We start from the raw sequence: 13151 nt of genomic DNA, 5'->3' as shown, positions 1-13151 counted from the left end.
TTGTAGCGGATTTTCAGACGGCCACAAATACGCATAGCAGCAAATTTCATCTTAAAATGTATGAAAAATACCGAATGATACGGTTTGCAGATATGCCGTTACAAACATACCGATAAAAGCAATCTAATCCCGACAAAAACACTCAACTATCTGCTGCAAATCTGCTAAAATACGCCCCATTCACGATAAAAACATTAAGGCACAAACCATTATGGCTTTACTGCAAATCGCCGAACCCGGCCTTTCCGCCGCTCCGCACCAGCACCGCCTCGCCGTAGGTATTGATTTAGGCACAACCAACAGTTTGGTTGCCACCGTAAAAAGTGGTAGCGCAATTTGCCTGCCGGATAAACAAGACCGTGTTACCCTACCTTCTGTGGTCCGCTATTGCGAAGACCAGCGCGTAGAGGTTGGATATGATGCCCTAAAAGCACAAAAAATCGACCCTAGCAACACCATTAGCTCCGCCAAACGCTTAATCGGCAGAACACTTGCCGATCTGAAAGCCGATAACCATTACTTTCCCTACCGATTCGGCAGTAGCGAGCGCATTATCGAAATGCACACCCGTCAAGGCAGTAAAACACCGATTGAGGTTTCCGCCGAAATTCTGCGCACCTTAAAAGCGCGTGCCGAAGAGAGTTTGGGCGGTGAACTTACCGGCGCGGTAATTACCGTACCTGCTTACTTCGATGATGCCCAGCGTCAGGCTACCAAAGATGCAGCACGATTGGCCGGTTTAAACGTTTTGCGCCTGCTAAACGAACCTACCGCCGCTGCCATCGCCTACGGCCTTGATAATCGTTCGGAAGGCACCTTTGTTGTGTATGATTTGGGCGGCGGCACATTCGACGTTTCAGTATTAAAGCTCACCAAAGGCCTGTTTGAAGTTAAAGCTACCGGAGGTAACAGCGCATTGGGCGGTGATGATTTTGACCACCGTTTGTTCTGCTACTTACTTGAAAAAAACACACTCTCCCAACTTTCCGAGCCCGACAGCCAGCTTTTGCTGAGCCTGACACGGGAAGCCAAAGAAACGCTCACTACCGAGACCAGCGCAACCATTCAGGCACAGCTTTCAGACGGCCACAAAATCGACACCCAAATCACCCGGCAAGAATTCCACAACCTCACCCAGCATTTGGTTGCCAAAACCATCGAACCGGTGAAACAGGCGTTAAAAGATGCAGGCATTACCAAAGCCGATGTCAAAGGCGTGATTATGGTTGGTGGTGCTACACGCATGTTGCATGTACAGCAGGCCGTAGCTACATTCTTCGGCCAAACCCCACTCAACAATCTTAATCCCGATCAGGTTGTCGCCCTTGGTGCGGCTATCCAGGCTAATGTTTTGGCGGGCAATAAAAATGAAGAAGATTGGCTTCTACTCGATGTTACCCCACTGTCACTCGGCCTTGAAACTTACGGTGGCCTGGTCGAAAAAGTAATTCCGCGCAATTCAACCCTTCCTACTGCCCGAGCGCAAGACTTCACCACATTTAAAGACGGCCAAACCGCCATGACCATTCATGTGGTGCAAGGTGAGCGCGAATTAGTTGCCGACTGCCGCAGCTTGGCTAAGTTCACCTTGCGCGGCATCCCCCCTATGGTTGCCGGAGCGGCCCGTATCCGTGTTACCTTTCAGGTTGATGCGGACGGATTACTTTCCGTATCCGCACGCGAGCAGTCCACCGGAGTACAAGCGCAAATCGAAGTTAAGCCAGCCTATGGTCTGGACGACGAAACCATTACCCAAATGCTTAAAGACAGCATGAATAACGCGGGAGATGATATGGCAGCACGCGCACGAGCAGAAGCTGCTGTAGAAGCGGAAGGATTAATGGAAGCAGTGCGTGCGGCTTTGGCCTTAGATGCCGATTTGTTATCGGCACAAGAGCTCAATACCATCGAAGAAAAAATAGCCGGTCTGCAAGCCCTGCTGACGCAAGGAAGCGCTGAAGAAATCCGCAATGCAACTGCCGACTTGGCACACAACACAGATGATTTCGCCGCCCGACGCATGGACCGTAACATCCAACGCGCATTGGCCGGGCAAAGTATAGAAAATCTGTAAACGCTTTTCAGACGGCCTTTTTATTACAAAGCCGTCTGAAAAAATTATTTAATAAATTTAAGGCTTTTAAGGCTTAATCACTACCAAGAGAACACGCATGCCGAAAATTACCGTATTACCCCACGCAGAACTCTGTCCCGAAGGCAAAACCATCGAAAATGCTGCCGAGGGCACTTCAGTTTTGGATATTTTGCTTGAAAACGATATTGAATTGGAACACGCCTGTGAAAAATCCTGCGCGTGCACCACTTGTCATATTATTATCCGTAAAGGATTCGACAGCCTTGAAGAGCCAACCGAAATCGAAGAAGATTTGCTTGATCAGGCTTGGGGGTTGGAAGCCGATTCACGGTTAGGCTGCCAAGCAAAAGTAGCCGGTGAAGATTTGGTTGTAGAAATTCCTAAATACACCATTAATCATGCCCGCGAGCATCACTGATACAAACCTTGCGCCCTTTAGTGCAAACCTTAGCGAGCAATAGTGTAAAGCAAGCCTAAGAAAAGGCTTGCTTTTACTTGATTTTTATAAAACTTTGCCCCATATTGCCGCTGTCACCAACCCAACTACGGAATACGCATGAAACGTTATATTACCCTTGCCGCTTTATCCGCTCTGGCTCTGTCTGCCTGTAAAGACAATACGCAAGCCCAACTCGAACAACAACAAAAACAAATTGAAGCTCTTCAACAACAGTTGGCGCAACAAAACGGCCCTGCTGCCAATGATGACCAAACCGTTTATCAACTTAACCCTGATGCGGTTGCCTCTACTATTCCGGCAGAGTTCCAAAATGGCAATAACGGCCAGCCCGTCACCGGTACGGATGGGCAGGAATATGTATATGACCAATCAACCGGCAGCTGGCTGCTGCAAAGTTTGGTAGGTGCGGCCGCCGGTGCGTTTTTGGGCAATATGTTGGCTAATAAATTTACCAAAGCACCTGCCAATTCGGCCACAGCCCAACAAGTACGCAGCAATTACTACCAATCTTCACGCTACCAAGGCCGTACAAGCCAACAACTGAACACCCGTAGCGTACCGGCGCAACAGGCCAACAAAGCCAACTCGCCCAACTACCGCAAGGCACAGCAGGCACAACCAAACTACCGCAAACCGGCCCGCCGTAGCGGTATGCGCCGCCGCTAAACAACTGCGGACGCAATCAGGTATTTAAAACCAAACTATCAATACTTTCAGACGGCCTAGGCTATAGTAAAATAGAGGCCGTCTGAAAACATCATCCAAAGGAAAAGCGATGAGTCAATACCATAAACTAATCATCCTCGGCTCCGGCCCTGCCGGTTACACTGCTGCTATTTATGCGGCACGTGCCAACCTGCACCCCGTCATCATTACAGGCATTGCCCAAGGCGGCCAACTGATGACCACTACAGAAGTCGACAATTGGCCAGCAGATGCCGAAGGTGTTCAAGGTCCTGAATTAATGGCACGTTTTCAGGCTCATGCCGAACGTTTCGGTACAGAGATGATTTTCGACCAAATCAATGCCGTTGATTTGCAAAACCGTCCTTTTACTCTTAAAGGCGATATGGGCGAATACACTTGCGATGCCTTGATTGTTGCTACCGGCGCATCCGCCAAATACCTGGGTTTGCCCAGCGAAGAGGCTTTTGCAGGCAAAGGTGTATCGGCTTGTGCGACTTGCGATGGTTTCTTTTACAAAAAGCAAGACGTTGCAGTGATCGGCGGCGGCAATACAGCAGTTGAAGAAGCCCTCTATTTGGCCAATATTGCCAATACCGTTACCCTTATCCATCGCCGAGATAGCTTCCGTGCCGAAAAAATCATGGTAGACAAGCTGATGAAGCGCGTAGAAGAAGGCAAAGTCATCCTCAAGCTCAATAGCAATCTGGACGAAGTGCTCGGTGACGATATGGGCGTAACAGGTGCCCGCTTGAAAAATAACGACGGCAGTACCGAAGAAATCACCGTTAAAGGTATCTTTATCGCCATCGGCCACCAACCCAATACCGATATTTTCAAAGGCCAGCTCGATATGGATGAAACCGGCTATTTGAAAACGCGCGGAGGCAGTGCCGACAATGTAGGCGCTACCAATATCGAAGGCGTGTGGGCGGCCGGAGATGTAAAAGACCACACCTACCGCCAGGCGATTACCAGCGCCGCATCCGGTTGCCAGGCTGCATTGGATGCCGAACGCTGGCTGGATAGCCAACGCTGATAAAATAAGGTAGAGGCCGGCTTAACATAGTATGTTCAGACGGCCTCAAAAGGAAAACGGATATTTATATCTGCTCCCACCAACTTGAAATAAAGGAAACGAAATGATTAAACTACATACCAATTTCGGTGTTATCGGCATTGAGCTGGATCACGAAAAAGCCCCTATTACAGCGGCTAACTTCGAACAATATGTGAAAGATGGCTTTTATGACGGAGTAATCTTTCACCGTGTGATCAAAGGCTTCATGATTCAAGGCGGCGGTATGGATCAAGATATGAACGAAAAAGCCACCCGTGATCCGATCCAAAACGAAGCTCAAAACGGCTTGAAAAACGACAAATACACCATTGCAATGGCTCGTACACAAGCTCCCCATTCTGCTTCGGCACAATTTTTTATCAATACCAAAGACAACACTTTCCTGAACCACACCGAGCCGAGCCTGCACGGTTGGGGGTATGCCGTATTCGGCAAAGTGGTTGAAGGCCAAGACGTTGTAGACGCCATCGAAGGTGTAGCAACCAAACGCCATGGTTACCATGATGATGTTCCGGTTGATCCTGTGGTTATTACCAAAGCAGAAATCGTTTAAGCCGTCATAATATATAATAGACCCATACGGAAATGCCGCCTGAAAATTCAGACGGCATTTCTTACTTTTATCTTTACCCTATATACACTTTTACCGTACCGGCAATGCCATGCAACGCATACATATTTTCCGGATTGGTTTATAATAATGCCCTTTGCCGCAGTCTTATTCAGCCAGTCTAATGAAAACCGTAGAAAAAAGCGTATTGGTGTTACACAGTGCAGAACAAATGTTTGAGCTTGTCGACCGTGTTGAGGATTATCCAAAATTCCTACCTTGGTATAGCAAAACCGAGGTAATCGAACGCACCGACACGGAGTTAAAAGCCCGCTTGTTTATGGACTATATGCGTGTTCAGCAATCTTTCGCTACCCATAACCATAACATTCCCGGCAGGGAAATCCATCTTAATCTGCTTGAAGGCCCATTTAAAACTCTGAAGGGGCATTGGCGGTTTATTCCCTTGGGAGATGATGCGTGCAAAGTTGAATTCAAACTCGAATACGACTTCTCCAGCAGCCTTCTTTCCACTCTGATTTCACCCGTATTCAGCCACCTTTCAGGTACGCTGGTAGATGCTTTTATCAAAGAGGCCGACCGCCGTTATGGTTAATATTGAAATTGCATACGGAACCGCCGAAAAACAAATACTGCTAACCATGCAGGTTGCGGAGGGAACTACTGCGCGACAGGCCGTACTCTCCAGCGCGGTAAAACAGCACTTTCCCGAAGCTGATTTGCAAAATGCTCCCTTAGGTATTTTCGGTAAAAGAGTAAAAGACGATACCTTGTTGCGTGATAAAGACCGTATCGAAATCTACCGCCCTCTTCTAATCGACCCCAAAGAAGCACGCCGCCTGCGCGTACAGGCCAAGCAACAAGAAGAAGCATAATCCTGCCGTCGGAAATATCACCGTAGCAATAGCGAGAAGTGTTTCATAAAAAATCTTTCAGACGGCCTTATTTAAAGAGAACAGAATGTCTGCCATCAAACTGATAGTCGGCTTAGGAAACCCCGGTAAAGAGTATGAACAAACCCGCCATAATGTGGGATTTTGGTTTGTAGACGAACTCGCATGGGCTTGGAGAGCCACATTTAAAGAAGAGAAAAAATTTTTCGGTGAAGTAGCGCGTGTTTCCCGCCCCGAAGGAGATGTTTGGCTGCTGAAACCGAATACTTTCATGAACCGGTCCGGGCAGGCCGTAGCCGCCTTGGCTCAATTTTATAAAATCAAGCCTTCCGAAATCATGGTAGTGCATGATGAATTGGATATTGCCTGCGGCCGCATCAAATTCAAACTCGGCGGAGGCAACGGCGGCCATAATGGTTTGAAAGATATCCAAGCGCGCTTGAGCACTCCCGATTATTACCGTCTGCGCTTAGGTATTGATCATCCGGGCGATCGTAATTTGGTTGTCGGCTATGTATTAAACAAACCCAGTGCGGAAGACCGCCAAAAAATTGATGACAGTATCGCCAAATCCTTACGCGGGCTACCCAAAATCATGGCAGGTGAATTCGAAGAAGCCATGAGGGAACTACACAGTAAATAATGTAACCATTATGCTTTAACTTACGCTATATCACTCTTTTAAATCCTCGTGATGAACAACGGCCATCTGAAATTCAGACGGCCTTTGTTTTATAAATGATTATTTTGCGCAGCGAAAACCTAAATTATGTAATGAAAATCTTGCTTGAAGACTGGTTCGCATACCATAGCGCATAAAGGCGGCATAGTTGCCCGGATCGGCACTGCCGGCCGACGCACCACTACAAAACATACTACTGTCTGCCGAGCCCGAATTGAGTAAGCTGCTATTGAAATCTTCCGTCCATTCCCAAATCAAACCGTGCATATCGTATACGCCCCAATAATTCGGTACAGATCGGCCTACGGCGCGTAAGCCTTGACTGCTACCTTTGGCATACCAATCGAGAATCAAACGATTATAGCCCTCTTCAGAGCTTCCGTCTTTGCGCTTTGCCGAGGCCAATCCCGCATATTCCCATTGATCTATGGTCGGCAGCTTTTTACTTTGGGCCGCACAATATGCGTGGGCAGCGAACCAAGAAACATTGGTAACCGGATAATCCAGTTCAGCCGCTTTGGGCTGATAGCCGCCTTCGGCCGCAACCCAATGTTTCAGATAATGGGCATCACTTTGTTTGCTATTGATTTTTCCCCGCTGCCACTGAGGGTTGCTTTTTACAAATGCAAAAAATTCTCTATTGCTAACGGGGGTTTTATCTAAAGAAAAAGTTTTCACCGCAATCATCGGCGTATCTTTTTTCAAATATAAAGGCCGGTAACTGCCGCCTTTGATTTGAGCCATTTCCGCTGCAAATGCAAAACACCCGCCTAGTAATAAAAAGCTAGATACCAGCCAATAGGAAAAGTTTTTCATTATTTTATCTAAGTGATCAAAAACCACATCATATCGGAAAAGCGTAATTTTAAAAAAACGCCCTACTCAGTTTTTAACATTTGAAAGGCCGTCTGAACCATTTCAGACGGCCTCAACCTTTATTTTGCGTTACGCTCTGCCGCTACCTGCTCAGGTGTAACTTGTCCGCCGCCATTATCAAAAGCATTCAGAATGTAAGTTAATACATTAGCCGTTTGTTCATCATTCAACGACATGGCGGGCATCACACTATTAAACTCCTTGCCGTTCACGACGATTTTGCCGCTTACACCGCGCAGCACGGCATGAATACCACGTTTGATATCGGCAGCCAGATAATCGGATTTTGCCAATGGCGGGAATGCACCGTCGACGCCTTGGCCGTTGGCTTGGTGACAAGCCAAACAGTTGGATTCGTAAACGATTTTACCCAGCTTGATTTGCTCCTCTTTATTAGCTGCTTTAGACGGTCCCTCTTTCACGCGCTCGGCTTCGCTTGCGCTGAGGGGAACGGTTTGAATCGTACCCCCCTCGGGCTGATAAACACTCTCACCTGTTTTACCGGAGAAGATTTCTTTGTTTTCATCCCCTTCTACAACTAATTGTCCCAGGGCGCCTTTGTTAAACGCCCGGAAAATAGAATGGTCAACCAATGTGTAGCTGCCCGGCACATCGAGTTTGAAATCAACAATGGCCGCACCACCCGCAGGAATCAGCGTGGTTTGGATGTTTTTGTTGATTAAATCGCCACCCTCTACATAAACCTTATCGAAAATTTCACCGATCACATGGAAAGACGATACCAAGTTTGGACCACCGTTACCCACAAACAGGCGTACGGTTTCGCCGACATTCGCTTTTAAAGCATTATCGCCGGTGAGGGAACCGACATGGCCGTTAAATACGACATAATCCGGTTGTTCCTTAATCGCTTTTTCCATATCAAAAGGCTGTAAGCCGCGCTCACCGTATTTGCCTTTAGTGTAGAAGTCTCCTTGCACAACATAAAACTCTTTATCCACTTTCGGCAGACCGCCTTTAGGTTCAACCAAAATCAAACCGTACATGCCGTTGGCCACGTGCATACCTACAGGTGCCGTAGCACAATGGTAAATATACAATCCGGGCTGTAAGGCTTTGAAGCTGAAAGTAGAAGTGTGGCCGGGTGCCGTAAATGAAGCCGCAGCGCCGCCTCCTGGGCCGGTAGCCGCATGGAAGTCGATATTATGCGGAACACTGGAATCCGGATGGTTGGAGAATTGAACCTCTACTTGGTCTCCCTCCCTCACCCGGATAAATTGCCCGGGTACATTACCGCCGAACGTCCAATATTTGTAATCTACGCCATCGGCCATCTGCATAACTTTTTCAACCACTTCGATTTTCACCACCACTTTGGCTTCGTAATCCCGATCAATAGGCGGCGGTACGTTCGGCGCACTGGTTACCACGGCATCAATAACCGGTAGCTCTCCTTGCGTTTTTTGAGATGCAGCCTGTTGTTCCGCAGAGGCTGCAGTTACGTTGTTTTGCTTAACCTCTTCTTGGCCACATGCTCCAAGCATGAATAAAGATGCAATGCAGGCAGCTAATATTTGGCGTTTCATGATGGTTCCTTTTATCAGGTTGCTTTGGCAGTAAATCGTTTTACTGTTTTTTACAAATTATGCTGCAAGTGCCTTTCGCCATTCTTGATTCATATCAATTTATTCAAAAAATATGAATATTTTTACAAGATTGATTTGCAAAAAAAATACTAATGATTTTTATTTTTGCATATCAACCCTTTATATCTACAATGACATTTATACTTCAATCATCCTATTAAAATAATTAAATAATATATATTTAAAGAAAATTCACTTACTTAAACCACTCATTCACTCATCCCATCTGAAAAATACATGACTCGCAAATTTGTGCGTGATACAATTCCTAAAGATTCATTTAATATGAATTTTAATTCATCGCAAATCATCCTTTTTAGGAGCACAATAATGGGACAATATAAAAAGCTTTGGTACGCTTTAATTGCCGTACTAACGATTACTTTCTCCCTGCTCGGTTACTTAGGTGTTGAGGTTTACCGCCAAGCGCCGCCGTTTCCGCAGCAATATGTTTCCACATCCGGCCAAGTGGTCATGACAAAAGAAGACATTCTGGCCGGTCAATCCGCGTGGCAAAGTACCGGCGGTATGGAATTGGGTTCGATTCTTGGTCACGGTGCATACCAGGCTCCGGACTGGACTGCCGACTGGCTTCACCGAGAGTTAGTCGCTTGGCTGGATATCACCGCACAAGCCGAATACGGTCAGAAATACGAACAGCTGGACAGTGCCCGCCAAGCAGGTTTGCGCGAGCGTTTAAGCGATGAATACCGTAACCAAAGCCGTATGGGAGATAACGGTCAAGTCGTGCTTTCCGATACGCGTATCAAAGCGATCGAAGCCGTCGCCCCGTATTACATTACCCTTTACGGTGACGATCCTTCTATGATTACTACACGCGAGCACTTCGCTATGAAAAACGGCACGCTGCCGAGCGAAGAGGCGCGTAAAAAGCTGACTAACTTCTTCTTCTGGACTGCATGGGCCGCCTCTACCAACCGCCCTGAACACACCGCAACATATACCAACAACTGGCCGCACGAACCTTTGATCAATAACGTACCGACTCCCGAAAACTATATGTGGTCTCTGGCTTCTATTGTTTTCCTGCTTCTGGGTGTAGGCCTGTTGGTTTGGGGCTTCTCTTTCTTAAGCAATAAAAACAAAGCCGAGCATGAAACCGGTAGTGTGGCGCAAGACCCTATTGCAAAGATCACTCTTACCGCTTCACAAAAAGCTTTGGGCAAATATGTTTTCCTAACTGTAGCCCTCTTTGTGGTACAGGTATTGCTGGGCGGTGTAACCGCACACTATACCGTTGAAGGCCAGCAGTTTTATGGCATCAACCTTTCCGAGTGGTTTCCCTACGCCCTCGTTCGTACTTGGCATATCCAATCGGCTATTTTCTGGATTGCTACCGGCTTTCTAACCGCGGGCCTGTTTCTTGCTCCTATCGTAAACGGCGGTAAGGATCCGAAATATCAAGCCTTGGGTGTTAATTTGCTGTATATCGCGTTATTTATCGTGGTGGGCGGTTCTTATGCCGGCAACTTCTTTGCTCTTAGCCATATGATTCCGTCGCATTTGAATTTCTGGTTTGGCCATCAAGGTTACGAATATCTTGATTTAGGACGTTTCTGGCAAATCCTGCTGATGGTGGGTTTGCTTTTATGGTTGTGGTTGATGCTGCGTTGTACGGTAAATGCCTTTAAAGATAAAAACGGCGATAAAAACTTATTGGCTATTTTTGTCGCATCGATTATAGGGGTAGGCGTGTTCTATGCCCCCGGTTTGATGTATGGTGAACATACCAGCCTTACTATTATGGAATATTGGCGTTGGTGGGTCGTACATCTGTGGGTTGAAGGTTTCTTTGAAGTATTCGCTACCGCCGCGCTCGCCTTTATTTTCTATAACATGGGCTTGGTCACCAAGAAAATGGCAACCGTCGCCTCACTAGTTTCTGCCAGCTTATTTATGGTAGGCGGCGTTCCCGGCACATTCCACCATCTCTACTTTTCAGGCACGACCACTCCGGTTATGGCAGTCGGTGCATCATTTTCCGCGCTGGAAGTCGTTCCGCTGATTTTGCTTGGTAAAGAGGCTTATGAACATTGGTCATACCAACACGCCGCTCCGTGGGCGCGTCGCTTACGCTGGCCGCTGATGTGTTTCGTGGCAGTAGCTTTCTGGAATATGGTGGGGGCGGGTGTTTTCGGATTCTTAATCAATCCGCCTATTTCCCTGTTTTATCTGCAAGGCTTAAATACTACTGCCGTACATGCCCATTCCGCTCTTTTCGGTGTTTATGGTTTTTTAGCCTTGGGCTTTGTATTGCTGGTTGCACGTTATCTGAAACCTGACGTCCATTTTGACGACCAACTGATGACTTGGGGCTTCTGGCTTCTGAACATCGGCCTTACCCTAATGGTTGTAATCAGCCTTCTGCCCATAGGTGTTATTCAGGCTTATGCCAGCATTTCTCAAGGTCTGTGGTATGCGCGAAGTGAAGGGTTTATGCAACAAGATCTGCTTGATACATTGCGCTGGGTGCGCACTATCGCCGACCTGATTTTTATCGGCGGTGCCTGCTGCGTAGCATGGCAAGCCTGTAAAATCGTATTTGCACGAAACCACAAAGCAGTATAAACATTCTGTAACAGTAAAATCATAATCAAACAGCCGAAACGGTATTTCAACGCTTCGGCTGTTTTTTGTCTCTACTTATATTACCGCTATAATTTTTCAGACGGCCTATATCTACCGCCATCTGGTTAGCGATACGAACCAATCATTCCTGATATATGGATAACGGCTGCCATTCCTACTACACTACGTATTTTCTACCCCCAACACAAGAAAAAATGGATACCGATAAAAAATCTTTTCTAAACACATTTGTCCCTCCTCGCCCCAACCATGCCGTAATTAATGTTATGACAGGCATCAACCGCCTGATTAACCTTTATGGTATTCCCGTGTTACGCGATATCCCCATACTCAACCGTTTACCTGTTATCCGCGGCTTATGCGATATACGTCATTTCGACATTCCCACCTATGATCATATACGTCTGCAAGCCGCTTTAAACGCCAGCAACTGTACCTTTATCACACCAAATCATCCCGAATTTTTTACGGATTGGATGATAGATAAAGAAATATCCGCCCGCTATGTCCCCTATACCGCCAGTTGGGCTACACATGATATTGTGAACGGTATGGGTAAAATAGGCCAAAAATTCTGGCTTGCCAATCATCTGATTGCCCAAGTACCGGGTAATACAGATCAAGCTCTCGCCTATTCAGTTGCGACCGCCCAATCCGGCACACCGGTATTGCTGCATCCGGAAGGCCGCGTATATTGGCAAAGCGACCGTATCAATACTATTTTTCCCGGTGCAGCAAAAATGGCATTACAAGCTGCCGCACAAGGCTCCCGTCCGGTATTGATACAGCCGCTTGTATGGAAGTTGAAATTTATCCGTGATGAAGAAAAAAACCTTCATGCTGAAATGATACGGTTGGAAAAACAGTTAAAACTGCCATCTATGCCTCAAGCATGTTTGTCTGCCCGCCTATCACGGCTATATAAGGAAGTTTTATGGCTCCGGTTTGAAAAATCAGGACTCCAGCCGCCTAAGCACCTCAACTTTTTTGAGGCCCAATCTGTTTTTCTCAAGCAACTCCTTGAATCACTACAAAGCTTCGGTACATTTGACGGCAGTTTGGAAGAGCAAGCCGAAGCCATGATAAGCGCAATCCGCCAAGCTAAAAGAAACGGGCAAAATTTAGATCAAACCGTTATCCGCCACAGCAAAGAATTGGAATATATTCTGCGGACACCCCGTTTAGCTTATACACAGGAAACATGGCAGCAGGAACATTTTGCCGAATGTATCAAACGTTTGCGTAATGACCACCTGGCATGGGGTAGCAAGCTCAACAGCCTGCATCAATTCGTGCCGCGTCCTGTTGGCGGCCGTACAGCTCACATCCGCGCAGCTAAACCATTGGATATTCGCGCTCTCTTAGCAGAGCAAGACGATGTAAATGCTGAATGGATTACCCAACTATTGCATCTCAGCCTTCAAGATACTTTAAATAATTTAAATAAAGAATTGGCCGAGCAATATTCAAATATGCCTCGATATCCGAATCCGCTTACTCTGTAATACTGTCTTTATTAGTGGTTAAATAAATCATATATTTGCTTTGTCAATCAAAATGCCGTCTGAAAATTTTCAGACGGCATTTTGATA

At 46.7% G+C, this 13151-nt stretch carries 12 protein-coding genes; 10 read left to right on the top strand and 2 right to left on the bottom strand.

The genetic code is table 11. The features are described 5' to 3' along the window. Nucleotides 1–211: 211 nt before the first annotated feature. The 8 genes from hscA (at nt 212) to pth (ending at nt 6427) form a co-directional block, all read left to right on the top strand. A complete protein-coding gene (hscA, locus tag LVJ86_RS05185; RefSeq protein ID WP_047761355.1) occupies nt 212–2074 on the top strand; it encodes a Fe-S protein assembly chaperone HscA in 1863 nt (620 codons plus the stop codon). A gap of 97 nt (nt 2075–2171) precedes the next feature. Beyond that, complete coding sequence (fdx, locus tag LVJ86_RS05180) at nt 2172–2513, top strand: ISC system 2Fe-2S type ferredoxin (RefSeq protein ID WP_047761354.1); 342 nt, start codon at nt 2172–2174, stop codon at nt 2511–2513. A 138-nt stretch (nt 2514–2651) separates the two neighbouring features. Beyond that, on the top strand, nt 2652–3221 hold the full coding sequence (locus LVJ86_RS05175) for a hypothetical protein (RefSeq protein ID WP_047761353.1): 570 nt from the start codon (nt 2652–2654) through the stop codon (nt 3219–3221). Nucleotides 3222–3330: 109 nt separating this feature from the next. Next, nucleotides 3331–4278, top strand: coding sequence for a thioredoxin-disulfide reductase (trxB, locus tag LVJ86_RS05170; RefSeq protein WP_047761352.1), 948 nt, complete (start codon nt 3331–3333; stop codon nt 4276–4278). Nucleotides 4279–4381: 103 nt separating this feature from the next. Then, nucleotides 4382–4873, top strand: a complete 492-nt coding sequence (locus LVJ86_RS05165; RefSeq protein ID WP_047761351.1) for a peptidylprolyl isomerase — start codon at nt 4382–4384, stop codon at nt 4871–4873. 181 nt (nt 4874–5054) lie between these two features. Then, a complete protein-coding gene (locus LVJ86_RS05160; protein ID WP_047761350.1) occupies nt 5055–5486 on the top strand; it encodes a type II toxin-antitoxin system RatA family toxin in 432 nt (143 codons plus the stop codon). Continuing rightward, nucleotides 5479–5766 (top strand): RnfH family protein, encoded by a 288-nt coding sequence (locus LVJ86_RS05155; RefSeq protein WP_047761349.1) that lies wholly within the window; start codon nt 5479–5481, stop codon nt 5764–5766. The genes LVJ86_RS05160 and LVJ86_RS05155 overlap by 8 nt, the downstream gene beginning before the upstream one ends. Before the next feature lie 85 nt (nt 5767–5851). Further along, nucleotides 5852–6427 (top strand): aminoacyl-tRNA hydrolase, encoded by a 576-nt coding sequence (pth, locus tag LVJ86_RS05150; RefSeq protein ID WP_047761348.1) that lies wholly within the window; start codon nt 5852–5854, stop codon nt 6425–6427. A gap of 99 nt (nt 6428–6526) precedes the next feature. Here pth and LVJ86_RS05145 read toward each other — a convergent pair whose 3' ends face one another. Both LVJ86_RS05145 and nirK read right to left on the bottom strand, forming a co-directional pair. Beyond that, complete coding sequence (locus LVJ86_RS05145; RefSeq protein WP_047761347.1) at nt 6527–7282, bottom strand: formylglycine-generating enzyme family protein; 756 nt, start codon at nt 7280–7282, stop codon at nt 6527–6529. A gap of 119 nt (nt 7283–7401) precedes the next feature. Next, nucleotides 7402–8889, bottom strand: a complete 1488-nt coding sequence (nirK, locus tag LVJ86_RS05140; protein ID WP_047761346.1) for a copper-containing nitrite reductase — start codon at nt 8887–8889, stop codon at nt 7402–7404. Nucleotides 8890–9279: 390 nt separating this feature from the next. Between nirK and LVJ86_RS05135 the strand changes: the two genes are divergently transcribed. Continuing rightward, a complete protein-coding gene (locus LVJ86_RS05135) occupies nt 9280–11538 on the top strand; it encodes a nitric-oxide reductase large subunit (protein WP_047761345.1) in 2259 nt (752 codons plus the stop codon). A 215-nt stretch (nt 11539–11753) separates the two neighbouring features. Next, nucleotides 11754–13064: a hypothetical protein gene (locus LVJ86_RS05130; protein WP_053008345.1), complete on the top strand. Its 1311-nt coding sequence runs from the start codon at nt 11754–11756 to the stop codon at nt 13062–13064. The last annotated feature ends 87 nt before the right edge of the window (nt 13065–13151 follow it).

Source organism: Neisseria arctica (assembly GCF_022870905.1).
Taxonomy (GTDB): domain Bacteria; phylum Pseudomonadota; class Gammaproteobacteria; order Burkholderiales; family Neisseriaceae; genus Neisseria; species Neisseria arctica.
Note: the sequence above shows the minus strand (reverse complement) of the source record. Positions and strands in the feature narration are given on the sequence as shown.